Raw genomic sequence first — 22,956 nt, 5'->3', positions numbered from 1 at the left:
GCAGGTCATTGACTTATCCATAGATTTCCTACATTCCATCGTTATACCCGTCAGTCAAATGCCATAGCGATCAATCAATTAACGTTGATGGATATCTGCCTTTTTTGCCTTGCAGAAAAGGCTGTTACGCTGTCGTAACCGGCACCTTTGACCATTGATGCCACATCGTTGAATCTAAATGAGACATCTCCCAGAGAGTGAGCATCAGAAGCTGTGGTTATCTCAACGCCATTACTTGCGAATTTCGACAAAAGATAGGGTGAAGGATAGGCTTCGCCCACGGGTTTACGCCATCCAGCGCTCGACACCTCTGCCACCATCTTGCAATCACGAGCAGCTTCGGCTATTCGATCGTAGAATTCATTAGGCGTATTTGGAAACATTCCTGTTACCTTTATCAAATCAGGGTGAGCCAAAACATCCACGACCGAGGTGGCTGCCAGTTCCTCAAGGGCACGGGTATATCCCTCCCAAGCATTTTCGACCCCTAGTTCTGCCCAGTACCCCTGGACAAATGGGTCGGTGGTGTGGTCAAATGGCCAATCCCCAACCCAATGTATAGAACCAAGCAAGACGTCGAATGGATAGTCCGCCAACAATTGGGTAACCTTATCCATCGATCCTTCGTAATAATCCACCTCAAGACCCATTACGATAGGAAGACCTGCAGCTTTAGCAGCTAGACAGACCTCGACGTAACGATCAAGATCGGCTCGTGCATGGTCTTTCCAGTAGTCCTGCATCAAAGTTCGCATCGGAGTATCAGGGTAGCGCTTGAAGAAATCCCCTAGAACCTTATCCGTCTGAGAAAAACGAAAGAGATGTTCAGTTACAGCGATCTCAACGACGCCATTAGCTTGAGCTTTTTCTAAATATTGGGCTAGATACTCAACAGTGGGGTCAATATCGCGCTGTCCGTGCGGCCATAGATGGAGATGGTAATCTATCACGACAATTCCTAAATCTGCTTTAAAATTTTACGAAGTCGAGATTAGATCCTATTCGCTCGAGAGAAGTTAAGTCTGCGACATCCGTCTCAAGATACGGCGTCGCAAGGACCTTGGCCTTATCCACAAGCAAAGTTGCCAAAAGATTGTGTTGTTGTCCATAGAGATTGGAAAAATCCAAATAAGTTGAACCTATCTCAGACAAGACGCCACGCATGATACGTGGGTCCACCCCTAAAAATCTGTCCTTAACCAAGATTTCTGAATCAGCGATTAGCCTTTGGGCGATCTGGATCGCATTCTGATCACCAAGGTAATAAGGAAGACTTCTATTCACGATCAAAGCACCAAGATTGAGGTGGCGCTCCCGAAGAGCTCCCAGAAAAAATTCAGCCTCTCGCATCGGAAGGTATTCCGGCGACGTTACTACCAAAAATGACGTCACATCGCTCCTCAACAATGCACTTACCGACTTACCTCTTTCGATAAAGCCATCGTACATCGATTGAAAAAGTATGAAAAACTCCGCCACCTGCTCTAGAAAGTCTGAACCTATAATGCGATCAGCTACTTGATAAAATGGTTTGAATGCAGTGGCCACCAGGCGAGAACGATATGGCGCAGTGATCCACCGCAGGAGTTTAGAGGAGAAAAAGTCAGCCATCCTCTCGGGGGCATCTAAGAAGTCCATTGCATTTCTGCTCGGAGGAGTATCAACTATCAGAAGGTCAAAGTCACCCTTATTGTATAGGTCATAAAGTGACTCCATGGCGATATAGTCGTGGCTTTGGACAAAGCGCGATGAGATATTTCTATAGATCGGATTCGCCAAGATCTCACCCCGAACCCTCATATTTGGAGCGTATCGAATCACAAGGTCATCCCAGGAAGCTTTAGTGTCAAGCATCGCGGCGTACAATTCACCCTTGGGGGATCTTTCTCCAAAGCCTGAGAGGTCTACCTTGGTTACGACGTTTCCGAACTTAGCCAACCCCATAGCATCAGCTAGACGTTTGGCGGGATCCACTGTCAGAACCAATACTTTACGATCGGTTTCAAGAGCTGCGATTGTACCCAAAGCCGCAGCCGCGGTTGTCTTGCCAACGCCTCCAGCGCCGCCTGTAATCAGAATCGACTTCTGTGTAACAAGTGAATTTACTAGCTGGTTCACGATCCGCTCAATTCGCCATCGAGCGCTTCGGCAATCTCTCTGGAAAGACGTATGCCATCCTCTGCACCCATGAAATATGGGATAAAGATAGTGGCAATACCTACGGGTAGTTTTGAGATGAACTCTCTGGAATGGCTGCTTCGTGACTCCCTTAGGCCAGTAGCTAACGACGAGGTTGCCAAAAATGCATCGCTGGAGTCACCCGCGATCGCTAAGAAATCGTCGTGAAGATCGCCAGTCATAATCGAGCGAAAGATCTCTCCCTGGCTATTTGAAAATGGTTCGGCCATAACTTTGTTGATCACGGCTCCAATTACATTCATTGAAGTCTCATTAGCCAAACGATCTATTAGCTCCAACGACTCGACTACCGGTGTCTCTTCTGGAGTTACCACCAAGATCAACGCGGTAGTTGATGGATTGCTCAGAATCTCCTGCATCCAGGCGGTCTGCTCTTTCACTAAACCAATTTGGAAGAGCTCTGATATCCCCGCTGGAGATGCTAATTGTGAGACGATGTGACCACTTGCTGATGCATCCACAAAGACGATATCGTAATTGCGCTCTCTTACTTCGTAGCAGATCTTACCCATAACTAAAATCTCTTTTACCCCCGGAGCAGCATTGGCCACAAAGTCAAATGCCTTGGCCAGAGGACCTAGCTTGGTGATAATCGGAATTCTAAGGTTTAGGCGCAAATATTCAGCTAGCGCATCCTCCGTATTCATGGCCATTACATAGAGGTTCGGAGCTACCGCCTTGGGCTTGAACTCAACGTTCTCTATGCCAAAAGCGGCGCTCACGTCACCCCGAGCGTCAACCTCACAGACTAAAGTTCGCAATCCTGCTTTGCTGGACAGGCGGGCTAGTCCGGCAGTTATGGTGGACTTTCCAACTCCACCTTTTCCGGTGACAATCACCAAGCGCTTGGACAGAATTGCATCGCCTAAGTCGCTATGTCCTTCGAGGTTGTTCATCAATTTTGGACCCTCAAATCACCACTTAGGCGCCAAAGCCTACCCGACGCTCTTCTTGCTGAGAACCGACAACGATATAAGCGATTTTCCCTGGAGCAACGCCGATCTTGCGCCCTTTTTTGTCCTCAATCCAATGAAGAGCGTCTTGACTCTTCGTGAGCGCATTCAGCGTCTCAACGAATTCATTCTGATCCTTATCGTCACCTACCTCAAACGCAAGCTCACGACTCGAATCCAAAAATCCAATTTTTATGTCCACTTGTAACTCCTTAATTCGACTTCGCAAAAGACCTTGCCGGCAAAGACTTCACCGAAATAGCACCAAACAATTGCAAACTATTACGCTTGACTAGAGTGATTGCCTATAACAACACTAGAGGATAGCCAATCACTTCTGTTATATTTCGTCTGGGTTTGAAAGCTAAAGCTCAGTCAAAGACGCTATCGCCTCCAGAAAAGCTACGAAATCGAGACCTTAGTCTGAGCGGACGTTGACAGATATAAGTGGAACCGCCAGAGCCAAGGACCCCGAAAGTCATTCCTTGTTGGGTCCTCTATTGAACTTGTCGACCACCACAAAATAGAGGTGACCAACGACAACCGCCATTATTAGATAGAAAAAAACCGTATGGGCTATAGTGGAACCCACCCGAAAGGAGTAGGGGAAATACCTAAAGAACCTCAGAATCAACCCTGAAATGATCAGCACGACCATCGAAGCAGCAATTATGGCAGTCGCAATCTTCTGTCCGCCATTAGGAGTTCTTCTACTATAGGTTGGCCTGCGACCGCTTGAAATCCACCCTCGAACAAATCTGGAGTCTGCTATCGTCCAAGAAGTCAAGACATTCCATGCCTTAGCAATGGGTCGATCGCGCAGAGGAAAGTAGCCAACTGCCATTACGGCTATACATGCTATGCCTGTGATTACGTGGACTTCCCTAAAAAATTCTCTATTTCCAAAGATGGCTTGCAAGCCACCTACGTAAAAGGTAAGCGCCGAGAGCAAGGATATAAAAAAGAGCACCGACGCCAAGTTGTGCAAAAAGGCAGGTTTACGCCCAAGATCACGATACCATCTCAAATCCCCCTTAGTTTCTCCGAGATGCGCCTTCAACTCTGGGGAATCCTTGCATCTGCGGGGTAACCGTAGTTCTCCCAGTATCCCGTAATTGGTGAATTGGATAGCTCGACGTCCTTTAGCCACTTGATCGATTTGTATCCATAGCTTTTATTGACAAACAACCTCAGCGGCCCCCCATGTTCTAGCGGCAAGGGCACACCATCTAAATGAGTGACTAGCATCGTTCCATTGCTCATCGCCTGATTCAAAGGAAGACTCTCCGTATAGACACCATCGAAAGAGCGAAAGTTAACGTACTTCGCACTACTAGCGGGCTGAGCCATCTCTATAACCTTAGAGAGTGTCACGCCGCCAAAGCGTTGATTCGGGACGCTCCAACCGGTAACACAGTGAAAGGTGGCGACTAGGTCCGGAGTATGCATAATCGCTAAGTTCTCCAAAGACAGAGTCAAGTTATTTGCGACCTGGCCCCTTACTTCCAATCTAAAGGAGGAATTGTTCGTCGTCGGGAATCCATTGGTAACCGTATAGATCTGATATCCAGATATACCGGCAATACCAGCCAAAGCAGAACCTCCGAGAAGATTCTTTAGCCCAGAGCCAGCAACGACTAATCCCACCCCACCGACACTTAATCCAACAAAGACCCTGCGCGGCACCGAAGCACCATTGGAGCTAGGAGTTTTGGTTTTCATATCCATAAACTATGAAAACCAAATCGTCCATTCAATGTTCCATAATTTCAAACTTCTCATACAAATCTCAGGTTCACTAAATCGCTATCTATTAGCTAGAAGATTAGAGAATGTGATCCTCGTTGCAAAGTCGTCGCACTAACGGACCTTCAGCTCACTTTTATAGATCCTGGCAGGTCCCATCGCTTCAATCACTTGGGCTATTCGCATAAACTCAACCGAAACCTCAGACTCCGGCGACGCAAAGACAATTGGATTACCCACATCGCCACCTTCTCTAAGAGCGATCTCGATAGGTATAGTTCCAATCAAAGGTAACTCAAGTGACTGCGCCAAACTCTCTCCGCCGCCCTTGCCAAAGATGTCATATCGCTTCTTATCGTCGCCGCGGAAGTAGCTCATATTCTCGATGACCCCACGAAGAGGCAACTTCAACTTTCGAGCAGCTAGAGCTGATCGCTGTGCAACCCTCTCAGCGGCGTCTTGAGGGGTAGTGACCACAAAGGTCTCGATCTTTGGCAGATATTCAGCCAACGAAAGCGTCACGTCGCCCGTCCCCGGTGGTAGGTCCACGCAGAGGTAATCGATCTCCCCCCAAAAGACATCCAGAAGAAACTGCTCAAGGGCCTTATGCAACATTGGTCCACGCCAAATAACCGGAGTATCATCTGCCACGAAGTAACCGACGCTCATAGTTTTTATCCCAAAGCGCACAGGCGGTATCATTACCTTTCCAATCAAAGATGGTGGGCGAACTGCTCCAAGCATCCTAGGTATCGAAAAGCCATAGACATCAGCGTCCAAGATGCCAACACTGTGGCCACGGCGTGCAAGCGCACTTGCCACACCCACTGTGACGGAAGATTTCCCAACGCCACCCTTTCCTGAAGAAAATCCCAGGACTCGGGTGCGCGATCCTGGCGCCATCAAGCGATTCACTCGATTCTCGCCATCTTTAATCAAAGTCTTATCAAGAAGATGTGACTCGAGCTTTTTTATCTCAGCGTCAGTCATCGCTCGAGCTTTTATTTCAAGCGGCACACCATATTCTTGTGCGATTTGCTCCATTTGGTCGGCAATTGGGTCAAAGTATCCACCATTTGCCGGATATGTTAGAAGTTCGACGCTATAACCGCCCAACTTCTTAGTCACCTGTGAGATCATCTCCAAATCGGCTAGCGACTCCAAAATATCTGGTTCCACCACCTTGCCAAGGTGTGAATAGAGTTCCTGTGTGTTCATCCTGGCACTTTTTCTTTCTTATTTGAATCAAGGTCCGATATCGAGGATAGATTTCTCCTATCTAGATAGAATAATTTATAGTCATTATTAGATTGCTAAGTAGGTTCAATGAGCACGATAGAAAAAGTCGCTGATCTTGGAGCGCCACATTCTGTAGATGACCCAGAGTTTCAAGCAACGGTCAGCGCCGTAGTGGCAGCTTTTGGTGACCCAACTCGTCGCGAGATCTACCTCTTCGCGCGCGACAACGAAGGTGTTACAGCTAACCAAGTCGCTGATAAGTTTTCACTTCACCCAAACGTTGCCCGCCACCACCTAGATAAATTGGTATCAGGAGGCTACCTCGACGTAACTCTCGAACGTCCGATCTGCGGTGGCGCAGGACGACCATCAAAGCGTTATAAGGGCGCACCGGGTGTTACCTCATCAAACACGGTCGCATCCAAACGTGATGAACTTCTCTCAATGCTGCTCAGCGCAGCCTTAGAACTACTCGATCCGACCACTGCTGAACTCATGGCTGAAAGTGTCGGTGAACGCTATGGTTCACAATTGGCCCAGACGATGCACCCTCACCTTGAAAATCGTTCTATAAAATACGCTATCAGGACGATCGCAGATGCACTTAGTGCCCATGGCTTTGCGGCAAAACCCAACCAAATTCGAGGCTCGCTATCTGTTGTAAATGAAAACTGTCCATTCGGCGATGCTTCGCTTACCAATCCCGTAATCTGTGCTCTTGATCGTGGTCTAGTCCGAGGAATGTTAGGTGCGCTAATCAAAGAAAAGGTACCCATAACTCTAACTTCTAGAGCCAAAGGCGACTCCTCCTGCTCAGTAAGTCTATAAAAAGTTACCTTCGTGAATTTCGAAGATCCAACTTGGGCCAAAGCAAGAAAAAACCGATACCCACTTTTGTCTCACCTAACTTGATGAATTGAATTTGCCTCAACGATGCTTAAAACAACGAAACGCCATCCAATTTCGATATAGAAGTTTCGATTCACAAGACGGTTACGATTGCACCGTAGATAAGTTGTCTAACCATCGTGTTGGCGGCAAAGATCCACGGATGACTATGAGATGCACCCATTTGGAGGGCGCTGAAGTTCTTTATCGTAATGAGGTATTTGATTCGCTCACACTCACAACTTCAATTAGGAAGCACGGGAGCACCCAGTCGGTCAGAGGCGAATATTTTTTCTATCAGGAGTCTATTTTACCAAAACAAGAACACTCCTCAAAATATACAAATAGACCAGACTGCACTCGACGAACCTACTCCGAACCAAGCGCCTACCAATGGCCATCAACGAGCCTCCAGCTCTTGGGGTTCCACGCAACCAACAGCGTTTGGGGTGGAGATTTGAAAAAGGGAATTACGGCGAGGCGAAGATCATTAATTAGCCACTTCTACAATTAGCCACTTCTACAAAGCGCCTATTACATGTCTGCATAGACTCCAAGAAAGGCAGGCGCCGCCAAGTAGATCAAAGGCAAATTAGCAAGAAAACAGATCGCCACCCTTAGAGATTCGCAGCTATTATGGGTCGAAATGGCGTCAGGCGTCCGAACTGTCGGCGTGATGGGCAGGTCGGAAATTAACATTCAGTACGACCGAGTAAAGCCACCTAAGTGTTGCACGTGTTGCACCTACAAATATCCGAAAAGGTCCAAAGAACCAAAGCACCACATACTCATAGACTTGGCATTTGACCACTCCCTCTTAAACCCTACAGTGGTCAGAGCGGCATCCATGATAGGTCTCGACAAACCAGAGCGCTAGCCCTATTTAACAACGTAACTCGATATGAATGCGATCTTATATCCACCTATTGAAAAACGAGTGTTCAATGGCCAATTCGACAAACAATGCAACGATAATTTCACCTTCACCAACTTGCTTGAAAAAGCTGGATAGCAAGGCAGCCACATCGATCCAGGTTGACGTTGGTCAATTCCGGCTGAACCAAAAAAAGATCCACCGGAAGAAATCACTCGCACTTGTCGATCTTATTTCTGTCGTGCCAACCTCTAATGAATCAATGGAAACGACTCTACTGATATCATGCTAAATAGCCAAAAGATACAACGCCGCGAGTAAACCAAAGGCTCCACTTCAAAAGAGGTAGACCAAGTGCCATCAGTCCATGAAGACCATCCTAAGATACTTCCTTTACACCAATTCATTCATCTAACTGGTCATCAAGGAAACGGATCGAAAGGGATCGATGACTGAAGAATCTCCCTTCCTAGACATACCAAGTTCGGAGTGGATTGCATCTAACCGGTCTGCGTTTGCAATCTTCGACTCTTTCCCGGTCGCTAAGGGTCACTGCCTTATTATCAGTCGTCGCTTCATACGAGACTGGTGGGAGACACTTCCAAGCGAACAAGCCGATATTTTTGCTTTGGTTTCCGAAGTAAAAGAACTACTCGACAAGCAATATTCTCCAGCCGGATACAACATCGGTACAAACGCTGGATCAGCCGCCGGTCAGACTATCTTCCATCTACATCTTCACCTAATCCCGCGCTACATCGGTGACAGTGAACATCCACAAGGAGGAGTGCGAAATGTCTTCCCTGAAAAGGCTAGCTATCTTAGACCCCCTCTCCGACCAATAGACAACGCTAACGCACCCTTTTAGAAGAAAAGATCTAGATTGCCACTTCGTGCAAAATTAAGTTTGAACTATCAGCAATTGACCATACGGCTTGTAAATCCTAAGATTTGCAACCATAGAGCAATCCGATAATCCGATATGTTAAACCTTCTGGGAGCCCTTTGAGCAAAACACAATGCCAATCTCACAAAAGATCCCTTATGGAAGCTTCATGATGCTCTCAAATCCATTTAGTCACAGGCGTACAAATCAGCTCGATCTGTGTGACAGTAAATGTGGGAGCAAAAAAGATTGTGCCAAGCAAAGTCGAGCGAGGAAACGACTCAACTTTTCTCTAGCTCAATCACCCCAATAGCGCTGCTCCTGGAATGGATCTCCATACATGTGATAGCCATTAGCTTCCCAAAATCCAGCTTTATCTGCCGACATGAATTCAATTCCACGTAACCATTTAGCTGACTTCCAAAAATATAACTTCGGAAATAAAAATCTCAGCGGGTAGCCATGTTCAGGTTCGAGTTCCTTCCCATCAAATTGGAACGCTAAAAGAGCAATCGCCCCATCACTCAAAATATCAGTCAACGGGACGTTGGCACTAAATCCAAATTCCGAGTGAAGCATCACATGCGTAGCCTCATCTTTTACTTGGGCCATCTCGATGATGGTCGTCAGTGGCACTCCCCGCCAAGATGTATCGAACTTTGACCACTTGGTAACACAATGGATATCAGTAACGACATCAACGGCATCAAGAGCCATGAACTCCGCCCAAGAGATCACCAACGGATTGACTACAGCCCCAACAACCCTTAAGTCCCAGGAGGAAAGATCCTTATATACCGGTACGCTTCCCGCATGCAATACCGGAAACCGATCAGTAGAATACTGTCCGGGAGGCAACCGCGAAGGATCGACACCCTTAGCAGCCAAATCTTTTCGATTGCGCTCAAAAAAACCCATTTGGTCTTCTAACCCTTTTCTATCAAATAAAGCTAGCCACAAAAAGTACCCGAGCTAAAAGCTTTCACAGTTCATAACCATTGGAGATACAAAATAGTTTCTAATTTCTTCACAAAATCAATCTTGTTAAGAGAGCCTTCCATCATCAAAAAAATAAATCAATATAAATGAGGGCACAAATACCGTAAAAATTCAATAAATTTTTACAACCTACGAAGGTACGAGAAGATGGGCTGCCTTATAAGCGCTCGCAATATCAGAATGAACATGCTTTAACAACGCCGCAGACGGAGAGAGTTTGAAGAATGCGTCAAACTGCCTCACCGCCGCATTAGGGTTTCCCTGATCTGTAAAGAGAGCTATTCCATAAAATAACCTTCCGTATATATAGGAAGGATCAACCTGAACGGATCGACTAAGTTGTGCTAAGCCTTGGACTCGAAGAGCATTCGACTTATCCTTGTTTCCTGCCTGCAGTAGGAGCCAACCGTTCCAAGCAAGCGCCACAGGCTGACTTGGTTCACTATGCAAAACCGCGCTAAAGAGCGAAAGTGCGGCAGTATCAGAGCCAACACTAGCCAGATCTTGTCCATTTTGAATATCTAGGGCAACTTGCGAGACTGAAAGGCCTCCCGCGGTAGCGCTAGAAGTGGTAAGACTAAAAAGCAAAAGCCCCGCTCCGCTCAGAACCAGCACCACCCCTACAACAGCTACAATCCTCTGGGGCCATGTAGCCCGACGGATTATCTCAAATGATCGGCGACTAGCAACCGGACGACTTATTGGCGCAGTCGAATCATCTACTAAATTCAGATCAGAGACGCCTAGAGAATCGACCCTAACGGCTGAGTCCACCTCTTGGCCGTCATGGCTCTCTAGGGAGCTCTCCATTTTGGTACTTCGGCGTCGTCGATAGTACAAAAAACCACCTATGGGACCTGCGATGGCGACCAAACCACCAAAGACTGCCAAATAAAGACCGCCATTTGAATTAGGAGGGGTCAGAAGAATCGACGGGCCATATGTCGCAACCAATTGATTGATAATCTCTGAGTCGCTAGCGCCAGAATGAACCATTTGAGAGATAAAGGCACGTAGTGCATAAGCTGACGAAGTATTTGCATCCTTGGTCGAGACTGAAATACAGGTAGGACACTTTATAACTGCTTCAAGATGGCTAATACGACTTGCCATCGTCACTTTGTGAGGAGACAAAAAGAGATAGCCAAAGATGGTAACGACAAAGATCACCATAAGAATACTTAGGCGCCATGTTGTCTTAGAGTAGGCGAACCTCTTTGGTCGAGGTTGCCCATTTTCACTAATTTCGGGATCCAATTTGATAGCTTCCAACCGCTAAAAGTATCTCTTTCGCATTAATTCCCCTAACCGTAGGTCGAGTAGGCAAGGCTAAGTACTGAAGAGAGTGTAGCGGTTGTGACCTGTCCTACAATCCGAGTGACCACCTTCCCATTGGGTGCAACTATAAAGGTCTGGGGAGGGTTCACCACTCCCCAATTCAAAGAGATCACGCCATTACCGTCGAAAATGACCGGCCAAAACATTCCCGTCTGTCGAACAAACGCTGTTGCCGAAGACCGTCGATCGTTTACGGTTACGCTCAAAATCGCCAACCTAGAGCCATAAGGTCGACTCTTAGCAGATCTCACAAATGACTCGATCGCTCCAGTTTCGCTACGACATGGTATACACCAGCTAGCAAAGAAGTTCACGATCAAGTAATCGCCACGATACGGATGTGGCGCGATAGCCAAATGAGAGAGCGTAGTACCCGCCAATTCTGGTGCGTTCTGACCGATCAGATTAGAGGCAGCTACGGTCGAGGTTGAAGTCGGCGTGAGAAATGCCACTGAGACCGAAAAAGCCACCACAAGAATGGCGACCAAAGCCAAAACCCATCTAAGTCTTCTTCCCCCTCTCCTTTGCTCAGAAGGCTGACCCGTAACAAGAGGTTCAGCGTCATCATGTGTCAAATCGTTAGACACCTACTGCTTCACCCTTTAGCTGGTTTATTTGGGGAACCTTAGATTTGAACCGAAGCGAGCCTAAAAGAGCAAGGCCACCACCAAGTCCCATAATTACCCCACCGATCCAAAGCCAAGACACCAGTGGCTCGACGACTACACCGATAATTACCTGCGACTTAGCGCTCTGTGGTGGTGAATCAAGTGTGACGGAGACATCTCTTAAAATACCGGCACTCACACTTGGGGTACCCACAACTTGGGAATTCGTTCCAAACTGAGAGATAGCAGGATAAAAGGGCCCCCGACCATCGATCATAATTGCAGCTCGAAGTGAGGTTTTAGCTGGCGTCACCAGGGTCGACACGCCCTCATATGTGAGTTTGTGGCCTTGAAAATATGCGCTTTGAAATGGAGAGATCTTCACCTCTCCCCGGACACCAAAAGCGGTAGATGTTGCTAGAGCTATAGCCACGACAGCAACACCAATATGGGCAATCAAACCGCCCATAAGGTGCGCTCGAACCGAAAACGACTGCTTTTGGCCTCGTCGGGAGAGAAGTACCCCAATCATCTTCTTGAGCGAACCAGTCAAGGCGAAGGTACCAAAACCATAGGCTGCTATCAAGCCCTTATCCCTAGAACCCAAAAATACCGCTATCGCCATCGCTAAAAGACCCATCATCAATGGCACAAAGAGCTCATTGAAGAGAGACTTGATCGAAATATGGGTATAAGGGACAAAGGGTGAAACCGTCATAAAAAACAAAAGGGCCAACCCTAGTGGTGCTGTAAAGGCATTGAAGAACGGTGGTCCCACCGATACGATCGAGTTGTTGATAGCTTGAGCCAAAAGTGGAAACGTCGTTCCTAAAAGGACGATGCCGGCAAAGGCGCTAAATAAGAGGTTGTTCACAAGATAGGTGCCATCTCTATTTATACCAGTCGCAGAGAACGACGACGCACGCATCGACGAGGCGCGCCAGGCGATAAGGCCGAACGAAACTACAGTTACAAAGGCAAAAAAGATTATAAGGATAGGACCTAGCGTCGATCCCGAAAAGGCATGCACCGACTGCAGTACGCCACTGCGGGTAAAGAAGGTGCCCAAAATTGTCATTGAAAATGTAGCCACCAAAAGGCCAATATTCCAGATCTTCATATTTCCGCCCCGAGAGCCGGACATGGAAGAATGAAGATAAGCGGTTCCAAAAAGCCAAGGTAAAAAGGCGGAATTTTCAACTGGATCCCAAGCCCAATAGCCACCCCAACCAAGAACTTGATATGACCACCAAGCCCCAAGGAAGATACCAAGTGTCAAAAATATCCAGGCAACCAACGCCCAGTACCTAGTCTCTCGAGCAAATGTTGTATCGGAACGATTGGAGATGAGCGACGCTATTCCGAATGCAAATGGAACAGTAAAACCAACATAGCCCATATAGAGCATTGGTGGATGAAAGGCCACCAAGGGATAGTTCTGAAGAAGCGGATTAGGCCCGCTTCCGTCAATCGGCGGATGGGCAAGAGTCAGAAACGGGTTAGCAGAGGTGGCCATCATTATAAAGAAGAAGCCAGCTACAACCAACCCCACTACCATCGCCCATCCAAAGGCAACATCTAACTCGCGCTTTCGATATTTAAAAAGGACTAAAACCAGATAGAGAGCCAAGATTGTCGCCCATAGCAAGATGGATCCAGCAAGAGATGACCACATACCGGTAATTTGATAGAGAAGCGGTGTCTCCCGTGAAGAGTTCGAGGCAACGTTGCTAAGGGAAAAGTCATGAGTCAAAAGGCCATGCTGCATGGCACCGGTGCTAATTAGCGCACCAGCAAAGACCAGTACCACAAATCCCCCACTGCGCCGAATAGATTTAGCATCCTTAGCACGAATGCCAAACAGGTACGAGATAATCCCCGAGATTGAACCAACGATCGACACGACAAGACCTGCGGTGCCAATTATCGCGTTCATAGTTTCTTTCCGCCAAGTGACGCAACTCGAGAGGGGTGCGCCGCTATGTAACTCGATGAGTGCTTGACCATGATCTGATTAGAGTAAAAAGTTCCATGAGAAAGGTAACCCACCAGCACAACTGGAAGATTCGCTTGAAAAAGCTGAGGAGGATTAGCGCTGTCAATTACAGAAATCCTTCGCCCATCCACACCTGAAACTTGAAAATCAACGCCCCCCTGATTGTTAGTGGTAACACTTTGAGGCACAACAACTCCTTCCAGGCGAAAAGTAGAAGTCCCCAAGGTTGCCTCCATGGAGAGTGTCTCATCTACCGTCCTGAAATAAACTAAGGCGTTGCCGAGGCCCCGAACTAAAAGAAATCCCAGTGCTAGGGCTAAAACTACAAATGGAGACCATATCTTTAAGGCTCGGCGCCGTTTAGCCCTTTTTGGGAGTGGCGGTTCAAAGATTGCCCGATCATTGAGGAGGTCCGATACCTCTTGTTGCTCCGACAATCTATCTCTCTCCCTGTCTTGGGTTAGAGGAGTTCGGTCGCCTTCTTTCATTTTCAACTGGAATTGGAATCAAAGCCTTTTTTACTCTAGAATTTCGACTAGCTAACCAAGCCCAATACGCCCCAAGTCCACCTAGGACAAATCCATAACCTGCTTCTACGTAACCATTCATCTTTAAATCTATCCGATCCTGCTCAAACCATTTTAACGTTGCTTTTAGAATTAGCGTTATCTAGCAGTTCGCTAACGCGATCTGCATCACTTTGTGATTGAGCCAATCTTTCGCTTTGCCATTGAGAAATTTGTCTCTCTCGCAGAGAATCTTCGCCTTGAGCAATCCTGTATCTAAAGACAACCAATGCACAATACGCAAGAGTAAAAGCAACAAACCCTAGCAACATAGTCCAGGCCATAATCCCGTGAATCTTGGCATTCATCCCCAACGATGCAACAGTTGCGCCTTGGTGAAGGGTTCGCCACCAAACAACGGACTCATGAACGATTGGAACGTCAATGAAGGCAAATAAAGCCGCTATTGCGGATCGCTTAGCGCGTTTATCTGCCGGCATTGGAACAGCACGTAGCGCGAGATATCCTAGGTAGAGAACTAACAATATCGCAGTGGTGGTGAGCCGTGCATCCCAGGTCCACCAGACACCCCATGCGGGACGACCCCAAATCGATCCCGTAATGAGCGTCAGTGCTGTAAAGACAACTCCCACCTCCGCCGAGGAAGATGCGAGGCGATCCCACCTAAGCGAGCGCGTTGGCCTCCAAAGGTATAGAGACGAGGCCAAAGTGGTGACTCCGTAAGCTAAATATGCAACCCAAGCCACCGCCGGATGGACGTAAACCAACCTGGCTAAATTTCCCTGAACCGCATCTGGCGGAGTTATAAAGAGGCCTAACACCACAGTTGCCGCGATGGCAACAAGGGCACTCGCGGCCAAATATCTCTGTGCAATCTTCAATTTCAAGAGTTCAGTCCTCCAAAATGGCGCCAAAGGAGACCGCGCCGCCAACTATAAATACAACAGCAAAGACCAATAAAAGTTTCAACCATGGATCAAAAATCGAACCATGGCCATTCAATGCATCGCTCCACGCCTTTGTCGCCGAAATTACAACTGGTGCTAATATCGGCAAGACAAGCATGGGAACCAAGCTCTCCGAAGAATTAGCTCCACGAACTAGGGCGCCAAAAACCAGACCTACAGATCCTATACCAGCAGTAGCCAATAGTGTCGACAGGGACAGTAGCAAAAAGCTATGAATTGGGACCGAAAATAGGACTACAACCCCAATTCCAACCAAGATATCCAGGATCAGCAGAATCAAAAAGAGAGCTAGAAACTTACCTACAAAAATTGAGATACCATCGAACCCAAGCAGCAGTAGACCGTCCACAGCATCATTTTCGGACTCCACTCGCATTGAACGTGATACCAATAAGATCGAAGAGAATGTAATCAAAACCCAAAATAGACCCGGCGAGATACTGACCATAAGCGGCCCTTGGGTATCGAAGGCGAAGCCAAATAGTAAAAGCACAATCAAGGCAAAGGGCAACACCTGACCAAGGCCGCTCTTGGAACGACTTTCAATCAAAAGATCTTTTTTAAAGATCGTCATCGCTCTCATGCCGAGGGATCCCAAGTCGAATCGATCGATGAGCCCTCTTTGTCAAAAGCAGCTTTATCGTCCCTTGGACTAGGGAGAAACCTTCCACCCACCAAAGTCAAAGATCGACCACTACCTAGAAGCGGACCATGGCCTTCATGACTTGATACCAAAACAGCAGTACCTCGCTTTTTGGCTTCGAGAATTAACATATCGACAACACTGCGACCATTTGAATCCAACGAGGCATGAGGCTCATCCAGCAACCAAATAGGGGGGTTTTTTATCACCAAGTTAGCCAAGGTAACTCTTTTTTTCTGACCTGCTGAAAGTTGAGAAACCGATGTTTGACAGAGGCGTCGATCGAGACCAAGTAGCTCTTTTGCACTCTCTACTCTTTGAGGCGACAAACCAAGACTCTTAGTCGTAATCTTCAAGTTCTGATCCACGCTCAAATCCTCATAGAGGTAGCTGGTGTGGCTAATAAGTCCTATTCGAGACCTCAGACCTCTATCTGGGTAATACAAGTCGAAACCAAGAACTGAGCCTCGACCCGAGTTGATCCTAGCTAGACCAGCTATAGCACGAAAAAGAGTAGTCTTTCCAGCACCATTAGGACCAGAAATCAAAAGCAAATCTCCCGGTTCAACCCTCAAAGTTAGACCGTACACAGCAGGAAAACCGCCGACTTGGATACCAATGTGATCCAGTTCTATTAGATATGCAGCCTCTGTCTCTGAGGCGAGCGACATTTCATTGGACTTCTTCTTAGCAAACGTGACGCTTCGCCTCCTTTGAGGAAAGATATATTCAAAAACTGATGTCGAAGGGTTTCAACGATGCAGCGAACTCTTTTATTGCAATCATCCTTATGGAGATCGTCAAACGAAATAATCAAGGCGACAGGGCGCTCATCCGCTACGAAAATAAAATATCTAACCAATGACGCCGAGCACTTAAGCTTTATAAAGACCCAACTACACCTTTGAAAATTACACAGTCAACAAAAAAGCGACCAGGCCATCAAAACCAAAGACCATGGTGCATTCAAGGTATTTACGACCGGGATTGGTTCGCGATCGCCTCGGATTAGTCACTTTAAAATCTTCGACTTCTCCCACTAGCCGCACTCAAGCCAAGACAAAAACAAGTACAAAGCAACTAGCAAGCGGTCACTAAGAGAATCTCATCCGGTACAAGTGCGACCTTTGTCGAAAATCTTGCTACTTATCCGATCTGGCGTTTGAGAATATCTAAATCGCTTTCGACCATCATTCGGATAAGCTCAGGAAAATCGACTTCGCGCTTCCATCCAAGCTTTGTCTCTCCATGGGAACTGTCGCCGACCAACAGATCAACCTCTGCGGGCCTCACAAAACGCTCGTCCAGGACCACATAATCTCGATAGTCAAGGTCCACTACCTCGAAGGCGAGCTTTGCGAACTCCCTTACTTCATGAGTCTCCCCAGTCGAAACGACAAAGTCACCGGGCTCATCCTGTTGAAGCATGAGCCACATCGCTCGAACGTAGTCTTTGGCGTATCCCCAATCTCTCTGTGCATCCAAATTACCGAGGCGAAGTTCGTTAGTGAGACCTAACTTGATCGATGCAACAGAATTTGTAATCTTACGGGTCACAAATTCAAGACCACGTCGTGGAGATTCATGGTTGAATAAAATACCAGAGTTAGTATGCATTCCATAGCTCTCTCTGTAGTTCACCGTGAGCCAATGGCCATACAATTTGGCCACTCCGTAAGGTGACCGAGGATAGAAAGGTGTCGATTCACGCTGTGGAACCTCTTGAACCTTACCAAACATCTCCGAAGAAGATGCTTGGTAAAACCGAGCGGATGGAACCACGGTTCTGACCGCATCTAGCAGTCTTGTAACACCAAGAGCGGTAGTTTCTCCCGTTAGAACGGCCTGACTAAAAGAGGTCTGAACGAAAGACTGAGCTGCCAGGTTGTAAATCTCATCCGGCTTGGACTCACTCAATACGGTCTGCAGCGAAGTTTGGTCCAGTAAGTCTCCAGATACGAGTTCTATTGAATCTTGGATATGGGCGATTCGCTCAAAGTTTAGAGTCGAAGATCTTCGCGTCATACCTATCACTCGATACCCCATCGACAAAAGAAACTCTGCCAAATAGGAACCGTCTTGACCGGTGATACCAGTCACTAGTGCTACTTTGCCCAACTACTGCTCCAAGTCTATGACATCGATGAATGAAAACAGAGGTCGAAATTTAGTGACCTCCAATTGCAACAGATACGAATCTAATCGTAATATCGCTAGCACCACTCTCAGAACCAGAGTCCGTCTATCTAGTTATCATTCCAAGAGGCTGCTCGCTTTTCAACAAAGGCCATAATCCCCTCTTTGGAATCCTGTGTTTGGGTCACAATTGAAAGCATGGACTGAAGGTAGGAAAGGGCTTGCTCGGAAGTCATATCCATAGCCTTGTAAAACGAACTCTTACCGAGTGCCGTAATAGATCCAGACTTTGAATTAAGAGTTGCAAGAACTTTAAAGAGTTCTCCATCGAACTCTTCCTCTGAAACTACCTTGTTGATCACGCCAAGCTCCAAAGCGCGATTGGCGTCAATACGCTCACCTGTTATCATCAATTCAAACAGTGCCCTAGGCGCAATATATCGAAGCAATGGCACCGTAATCACGAATGGCCAAACTCCAACGTTGATCTCAGGTGCTCCAAACTTTGACCGTGAGGTTGCTAAGACCATATCACAAGCAGCCATAAGGCCAAAACCTCCGGCCAGCGCGTAGCCATCTACGGCAGCCACTATAACCTTTGGATAGCTCCACATATATTGAAAGAGGCCACCAAGTGCCGCTCTGGCACGATGCAATTCGTAAAAGGTTGCGCCTTCGGCCATAGTCGAAAGATCAACGCCAGTCGAAAAGGCCTTATTACCACTCCCGCGAATAACCACCGAGCGCACGTAGTGTTCATTTTCAAAACGCTTCAACTCTTGATGAATCGCATCTAAGACCTCCATAGTGATGGAGTTCATCTTTGAAGGACGATTAATAATTAGAAAAAGTGTCGAATCTTTGACTTCTACGATTAATTCTGGACTAGACATAACCAAAATGTACTCCTATAAATCAATCCAAATATCTAATTTAACAAAAAAGAATCTCTAAGAATGATTCACATCAACACGAAAATCAGATTGCCTCAAATTCGGAACTTGAAAACGAGTTCCATCGAGGGCGCAGGTTGGATTATGAACTCTCGACAATCGGAGAAAATTGCCCTATCGCCGAAACGAAATTGCAACTCTCACCAACGACGCTGAAAATCTCCCAGTAAAGCTCCATATGACAATTCGAAACACCCTAGAGCTAAGTGAAATTGATCTTCCCAACGAATCTATCTTTGGTCAGCGTTAAATATCTGTCCTCATTCACCCCTTGGCTGCTAACTAGCATCTACTGCAAAGCAAATTGTCAAACTGTAGCTAAATGAAAATCTCCGATCGGAAGCGAAGACTTTGGAGATCCACTCCAGTGTTGTCCAATAATTAGAGCTCGCGATTTCAGGATTGATGTGATGGGATGCCCCTTTTCCGAGCCGATATCTCAATCTTTAGTGAAAGATATTTGGACTTAAAGATATTTGGGCAAAAACACCATTATCCAGATCGCCAGACTCTATATGCAACACATCCAATCAGAATCTAAAACTGCCGCGACGAAAAAACTTTGAGATTTAGATACCCTGAATCAGCTCCCATTACCTGTCCGAATACCTTGCTTGCAATAGCAACTATCGCCTTGAGACTGTCACCTTGCGCATGCCGCCCATAGACATAAGTGGCCTATCAACCTTTAAGGTTAAATCCGAAATCACTGAGGTTACCCAGAATCAGTAGACACCTAACAATTACCCATACGATGTTGCAATGTTAGGTGCCACTATGGCAATCAATAGGAGGAACTTCGCCTCGGAGTTCAAAAGCAGCCCATAGAGCAATTGATTACGGCCGTAGCGTAAAAGAGTAGCTATAGAGCTCATCCTTAAAGAGGATTCACTTAGAAGGTGGATCCGCGACGAACGTCGATGCATCCAAGCTAGCGAAATCACAAGCAAAGAGCCTCTGAGCGCTGCTGAACGCCAAGATCTCGTACGACTTCGCCGTGAGATGGCAGGATTACAGAAGGACAATGCCTTCCTGAGCAAAGCAGCCGCGTACAACGCATGAGAATCCACCATGCAAGAGAGATTTGAACTAATGAAAGCGGAGTCATTCTGAAGGTAACTCTCCGATCTTATCGATCCCACCGTTCGTGATGGGAATTGCGCTAACTGCTAATTGTCCGATCGGTGGCTTAATTGCACAGTGACTGCGCACTTTATCAGGCGGATATCAATTGGTCGTGCTAAATCATCTGCACTTAGATAATGCTTCTTGGTATAACCGCCATGCCATGGCACCTTATGATGTATTGATCGCGATTTCATTTGCAATCTTCGATTATTTGGTTGCAAAGGCGAGGCTCGAGGCATCGAGGAATTCGTAACCCTAAAACTAAATCACCTCAGAAGGATAAACGATAGACAACTTGCCTTTGGAGTCGTCGGGGCGATCTATTTGAAGTTGTGTATCATAATGTTCGCGATATCGGCTTTTGAGTTGCTATCCGCACCGATGCCCAAAGCTTTATGTCGTCAACGACATTTCCCGTTATAACGACTTCAATACGGTAAAACGACCAGATCCAAATCCGTTCAAACGGGACGAAGAGCTAATTTAGCACATAAAGTGGATGCGTCATCCTCCGGAGCCTATCGGGAATGTCTATCCCAAAAATCTACTCTGATTGGGATTAGTTCGGGGAATGAGAAGATCGATTACAACTTCTAGACGATCAAGATGGAACTGATACGCCTGTGATATGCAGCGCCCTCTCACCTTGATTCCATGGAATTATGTGTATGAATTGACATTGTTTCCATGGAATTTTGTGCGACGAAGTATAATGGTTATATGGAACGGCATTGTTTAAAATCGCTGGAGAACTGGAAAAACAATAAGTTTCGCAAACCCCTTGTCATCCTCGGACCACGACAAGTCGGAAAGACTTGGCTTATACAAGAATTTGGTAAGCGCAATTACGAAAAGGTAGTGTACGTCAACTGTCAGCGTAACCCAGACGTGAATCAACTGTTCGAGGGCGACCTCGATCCAAACAGGTTATTACAAGGCCTTCAAATTATTGCCAAGGCTACTATCGATCCCGCTAGAACTCTTCTCGTGATCGATGAGATCCAGGATGTTCCAAGAGCGCTTACCTCTCTCAAGTACTTTCAAGAGCTACGCCCTGATATCCATTTAGCAACCGCCGGCTCACTCCTTGGGGTTGCGCTTCATAAAGATAACTCTTTTCCAGTAGGCAAGGTAAACATTCTTAACCTTCACCCCCTGGACTTTGATGAGTTCCTTAGAGGACTTGGAGAAGAGCATCTAGCCGACCTCTTGCTGGAGAAAGATTACGGTCTAATGTCTACGTTCCATAATCATTTGGTTGAACTACTAAATGAATACATCTTCGTGGGCGGGATGCCGGAGGCGGTATCAATTTATCGAGAAGAGAGGTCGGTTGCGGCTGCTCGAAAAGTTCAACTAGAGATTGTCCGAGGATATGAGAATGACTTTGCCAAATATGCGACCCCCTCAATAAGTCGCCAAATCGCCCAAGTTTGGGAATCGATGCCCGCCCAACTTGCCCGCGAAAATAGACGCTTTGTCTTTGGCCACGTACGAGAAGGAGCTAGATCTCGAGATTTCGAGGATGCGATTAGCTGGCTACAAGGAGCGGGGCTAGTCCACAAGGTAACCCGGTTTACAAAACCTGCTCACCCAGCACGGAGCTATGAGGATCCCAAGATATTCAAGCTCTTCCTTCATGACGTTGGAATACTTGGCGCACTCACTAAATTGGACCCCACTGTCTTGGTCAACCGATCGAGGACGTTTGTCGAATCCCATGGTGCTCTCACGGAACAATATGTTCTACAACAGATAGTCGCTACGAGAAATGAAGTTCCAATGTATTGGACCCCCGAGAAGCCAACTGCTGAAGTTGACTTTGCCATCGAAAGACCTTCAGGACTAGTTCCGATTGAGGTAAAAGCATCTGAGAACCTGAAATCTAAGAGCCTTCGCAGTTATATTGATCGCTTTCAGCCACCAGAAGCTGCTCGCTTTTCATTGTCGAATTATCGCGTACAAGAGGATTTAGTAAACGTACCACTCTATGCCATCGGTTCCTGGCTGCGTCGTTAACGTGTAAAATCGCCGCACTGCGATGAAGATACGATCAAGGATCAACGATCACGATATCAATCAGTTCACTTCCTATAGAAAAGTGAGAGTAACTGTTCAGGTCGCCAATATTGCCAGCAACATTTAATTGACCCAACGTACACATTCGGAGATCCCGTCCGAAGAGGGTTTGATTCGTAACGTTGACGGGGCGATCTCACATGCTGGTCTGAGTGCTGAGAATGGTTTTGTAAGCTCGGTGCAGCGGGTAAAGATAGACGTCCTTCACCGGTAGTGCTTTGGCATGGGTGCGGTCTAGCTTGCCGCGACCTTGGGTCTTGCCGACTTGGATCCAATTGGCTGCTCGGTAGCTGGTACCAGCAAAGCGACCAGTCTCGACAAAGGTCTCGACGAGCACCGGGGCATAGCCATAGGCGACCTGCCAGTCATCACGCAGGCGTCGGGTAACTTTGGCGAGGATCTTGGAGGCGAGGTTGGGAACCTGGATATAAGGCAGGATGAGAAAGCGCGCGTTGCCCACCACGAGGTGCAGCCGGGAACGACGAGTCTTGTCGTCCCAGCCGATATGGGTGTCACGAGGAGCGCACTTCCAGGCCGACGCACCAAAGGAGAGTGCAGACACAAAGCCACAGTCGGCTTCTACCAGATATCGCAGTTGTGCCCCAGCGAGAGGCACGTATCCGAGGTAGTGGTAGCTCGCGATGGTTTGGTTCCAGATCGCAGAGGCTTTCTTGGTCTGAACCAGGTGTATGCGGAGATCTCCGATCTGAGACAGTGTGCTCGGAGACATGTCGGGGAGGCGCAGTTGGGCATTAGGACTCTGGTAGCGAACAGCTCTGCCGTTGGTGTTCTCGCT

The 22,956-nt window shown here is 47.2% G+C and carries 22 protein-coding genes; 4 read left to right on the top strand and 18 right to left on the bottom strand.

What is annotated here, in order from left to right; all coding sequences use genetic code 11:
• Nucleotides 1-74: 74 nt before the first annotated feature.
• The 7 genes from AXFE_RS16980 to AXFE_RS16950 all read right to left on the bottom strand — a co-directional run bounded on the left by AXFE_RS16980 (nt 75) and on the right by AXFE_RS16950 (nt 6,116).
• Nucleotides 75-950, bottom strand: a complete 876-nt coding sequence (locus tag AXFE_RS16980) for a histidinol-phosphatase (RefSeq protein ID WP_052607101.1) — start codon at nt 948-950, stop codon at nt 75-77.
• Nucleotides 951-969: 19 nt separating this feature from the next.
• Complete coding sequence (locus AXFE_RS16975; RefSeq protein WP_052607100.1) at nt 970-2,118, bottom strand: ArsA family ATPase; 1,149 nt, start codon at nt 2,116-2,118, stop codon at nt 970-972.
• The gene (locus AXFE_RS16970; RefSeq protein ID WP_052607099.1) at nt 2,115-3,095 is read right to left on the bottom strand and encodes an ArsA family ATPase; all 981 of its coding nucleotides are present in this window, start codon (nt 3,093-3,095) and stop codon (nt 2,115-2,117) included. Before AXFE_RS16970 ends, AXFE_RS16975 begins: the two co-directional genes overlap by 4 nt.
• Nucleotides 3,096-3,120: 25 nt before the next feature.
• Nucleotides 3,121-3,354, bottom strand: a complete 234-nt coding sequence (locus AXFE_RS16965) for a DUF3107 domain-containing protein (RefSeq protein ID WP_052607098.1) — start codon at nt 3,352-3,354, stop codon at nt 3,121-3,123.
• A 276-nt stretch (nt 3,355-3,630) separates the two neighbouring features.
• Nucleotides 3,631-4,212 (bottom strand): cytochrome b/b6 domain-containing protein, encoded by a 582-nt coding sequence (locus AXFE_RS16960; protein ID WP_052607097.1) that lies wholly within the window; start codon nt 4,210-4,212, stop codon nt 3,631-3,633.
• Nucleotides 4,209-4,874 (bottom strand): molybdopterin-dependent oxidoreductase, encoded by a 666-nt coding sequence (locus AXFE_RS16955; protein ID WP_160291923.1) that lies wholly within the window; start codon nt 4,872-4,874, stop codon nt 4,209-4,211. The genes AXFE_RS16960 and AXFE_RS16955 overlap by 4 nt, the downstream gene beginning before the upstream one ends.
• Nucleotides 4,875-5,012: 138 nt before the next feature.
• On the bottom strand, nt 5,013-6,116 hold the full coding sequence (locus tag AXFE_RS16950; protein WP_052607095.1) for an Mrp/NBP35 family ATP-binding protein: 1,104 nt from the start codon (nt 6,114-6,116) through the stop codon (nt 5,013-5,015).
• Nucleotides 6,117-6,224: 108 nt separating this feature from the next.
• Between AXFE_RS16950 and AXFE_RS16945 the strand changes: the two genes are divergently transcribed.
• Both AXFE_RS16945 and AXFE_RS16930 read left to right on the top strand, forming a co-directional pair.
• The gene (locus AXFE_RS16945; RefSeq protein ID WP_052607094.1) at nt 6,225-6,965 is read left to right on the top strand and encodes a helix-turn-helix transcriptional regulator; all 741 of its coding nucleotides are present in this window, start codon (nt 6,225-6,227) and stop codon (nt 6,963-6,965) included.
• Nucleotides 6,966-8,347: 1,382 nt separating this feature from the next.
• Complete coding sequence (locus tag AXFE_RS16930) at nt 8,348-8,767, top strand: HIT family protein (protein ID WP_052607091.1); 420 nt, start codon at nt 8,348-8,350, stop codon at nt 8,765-8,767.
• Nucleotides 8,768-9,082: 315 nt separating this feature from the next.
• Here the strand turns inward: AXFE_RS16930 and AXFE_RS16925 are convergent, their stop codons facing one another.
• The 10 genes from AXFE_RS16925 to AXFE_RS16880 form a co-directional block, all read right to left on the bottom strand.
• The gene (locus AXFE_RS16925; protein ID WP_052607090.1) at nt 9,083-9,703 is read right to left on the bottom strand and encodes a sulfite oxidase-like oxidoreductase; all 621 of its coding nucleotides are present in this window, start codon (nt 9,701-9,703) and stop codon (nt 9,083-9,085) included.
• 210 nt (nt 9,704-9,913) lie between these two features.
• Nucleotides 9,914-11,056: a cytochrome c-type biogenesis protein CcmH gene (locus tag AXFE_RS16920; protein WP_052607089.1), complete on the bottom strand. Its 1,143-nt coding sequence runs from the start codon at nt 11,054-11,056 to the stop codon at nt 9,914-9,916.
• A gap of 32 nt (nt 11,057-11,088) precedes the next feature.
• On the bottom strand, nt 11,089-11,709 hold the full coding sequence (locus tag AXFE_RS16915; RefSeq protein ID WP_052607088.1) for a TlpA family protein disulfide reductase: 621 nt from the start codon (nt 11,707-11,709) through the stop codon (nt 11,089-11,091).
• A complete protein-coding gene (locus AXFE_RS16910) occupies nt 11,702-13,666 on the bottom strand; it encodes a heme lyase CcmF/NrfE family subunit (protein WP_052607087.1) in 1,965 nt (654 codons plus the stop codon). Before AXFE_RS16910 ends, AXFE_RS16915 begins: the two co-directional genes overlap by 8 nt.
• Nucleotides 13,663-14,163 (bottom strand): cytochrome c maturation protein CcmE domain-containing protein, encoded by a 501-nt coding sequence (locus AXFE_RS16905; RefSeq protein WP_052607086.1) that lies wholly within the window; start codon nt 14,161-14,163, stop codon nt 13,663-13,665. The genes AXFE_RS16910 and AXFE_RS16905 overlap by 4 nt, the downstream gene beginning before the upstream one ends.
• A 194-nt stretch (nt 14,164-14,357) precedes the next feature.
• Entirely contained in the window at nt 14,358-15,140 is a 783-nt protein-coding gene (gene ccsA / locus AXFE_RS16900; RefSeq protein ID WP_052607085.1) for a cytochrome c biogenesis protein CcsA, read from the bottom strand.
• 4 nt (nt 15,141-15,144) lie between these two features.
• Nucleotides 15,145-15,804 (bottom strand): heme exporter protein CcmB, encoded by a 660-nt coding sequence (locus AXFE_RS16895; protein WP_152626188.1) that lies wholly within the window; start codon nt 15,802-15,804, stop codon nt 15,145-15,147.
• On the bottom strand, nt 15,801-16,535 hold the full coding sequence (locus AXFE_RS16890; RefSeq protein ID WP_052607083.1) for an ABC transporter ATP-binding protein: 735 nt from the start codon (nt 16,533-16,535) through the stop codon (nt 15,801-15,803). Before AXFE_RS16890 ends, AXFE_RS16895 begins: the two co-directional genes overlap by 4 nt.
• 475 nt (nt 16,536-17,010) lie before the next feature.
• Nucleotides 17,011-17,982: a GDP-mannose 4,6-dehydratase gene (gmd, locus tag AXFE_RS16885; RefSeq protein WP_052607082.1), complete on the bottom strand. Its 972-nt coding sequence runs from the start codon at nt 17,980-17,982 to the stop codon at nt 17,011-17,013.
• Nucleotides 17,983-18,110: 128 nt separating this feature from the next.
• Nucleotides 18,111-18,893 (bottom strand): enoyl-CoA hydratase/isomerase family protein, encoded by a 783-nt coding sequence (locus tag AXFE_RS16880; protein ID WP_052607081.1) that lies wholly within the window; start codon nt 18,891-18,893, stop codon nt 18,111-18,113.
• Between the two features lie 169 nt (nt 18,894-19,062).
• Here AXFE_RS16880 and AXFE_RS20195 point away from each other — a divergent pair, with 169 nt between their 5' ends.
• The gene (locus AXFE_RS20195; protein WP_160291921.1) at nt 19,063-19,203 is read left to right on the top strand and encodes a hypothetical protein; all 141 of its coding nucleotides are present in this window, start codon (nt 19,063-19,065) and stop codon (nt 19,201-19,203) included.
• Between the two features lie 1,565 nt (nt 19,204-20,768).
• A complete protein-coding gene (locus AXFE_RS16875) occupies nt 20,769-22,100 on the top strand; it encodes an ATP-binding protein (protein WP_320408791.1) in 1,332 nt (443 codons plus the stop codon).
• Between the two features lie 196 nt (nt 22,101-22,296).
• On the opposite strand, the gene AXFE_RS16870 is transcribed toward AXFE_RS16875, so the two are convergent.
• Nucleotides 22,297-22,956, bottom strand: a 660-nt coding sequence (locus tag AXFE_RS16870; RefSeq protein WP_052607079.1) for a Druantia anti-phage system protein DruA, incomplete at its 5' end; no start/stop codon positions are given.

Source organism: Acidithrix ferrooxidans (genome assembly GCF_000949295.1).
Lineage (GTDB): Bacteria > Actinomycetota > Acidimicrobiia > Acidimicrobiales > Acidimicrobiaceae > Acidithrix > Acidithrix ferrooxidans.
This window is presented reverse-complemented; position numbering and strand designations above follow the sequence as displayed.

Coding starts and splice junctions, on each gene's coding strand:
- AXFE_RS16970 (WP_052607099.1), bottom strand. CDS start 3,095: ATGAACAACCTCGAAGGACATAGCGACTTAGGCGATGCAATTCTGTCC.
- AXFE_RS16955 (WP_160291923.1), bottom strand. CDS start 4,874: ATGAAAACCAAAACTCCTAGCTCCAATGGTGCTTCGGTGCCGCGCAGG.
- AXFE_RS16950 (WP_052607095.1), bottom strand. CDS start 6,116: ATGAACACACAGGAACTCTATTCACACCTTGGCAAGGTGGTGGAACCA.
- AXFE_RS16945 (WP_052607094.1), top strand. CDS start 6,225: ATGAGCACGATAGAAAAAGTCGCTGATCTTGGAGCGCCACATTCTGTA.
- AXFE_RS16930 (WP_052607091.1), top strand. CDS start 8,348: ATGACTGAAGAATCTCCCTTCCTAGACATACCAAGTTCGGAGTGGATT.
- AXFE_RS16925 (WP_052607090.1), bottom strand. CDS start 9,703: ATGGGTTTTTTTGAGCGCAATCGAAAAGATTTGGCTGCTAAGGGTGTC.
- AXFE_RS16910 (WP_052607087.1), bottom strand. CDS start 13,666: ATGAACGCGATAATTGGCACCGCAGGTCTTGTCGTGTCGATCGTTGGT.
- AXFE_RS16895 (WP_152626188.1), bottom strand. CDS start 15,804: ATGAGAGCGATGACGATCTTTAAAAAAGATCTTTTGATTGAAAGTCGT.
- AXFE_RS16890 (WP_052607083.1), bottom strand. CDS start 16,535: ATGTCGCTCGCCTCAGAGACAGAGGCTGCATATCTAATAGAACTGGAT.
- AXFE_RS16880 (WP_052607081.1), bottom strand. CDS start 18,893: ATGTCTAGTCCAGAATTAATCGTAGAAGTCAAAGATTCGACACTTTTT.
- AXFE_RS16875 (WP_320408791.1), top strand. CDS start 20,769: ATGGAATTTTGTGCGACGAAGTATAATGGTTATATGGAACGGCATTGT.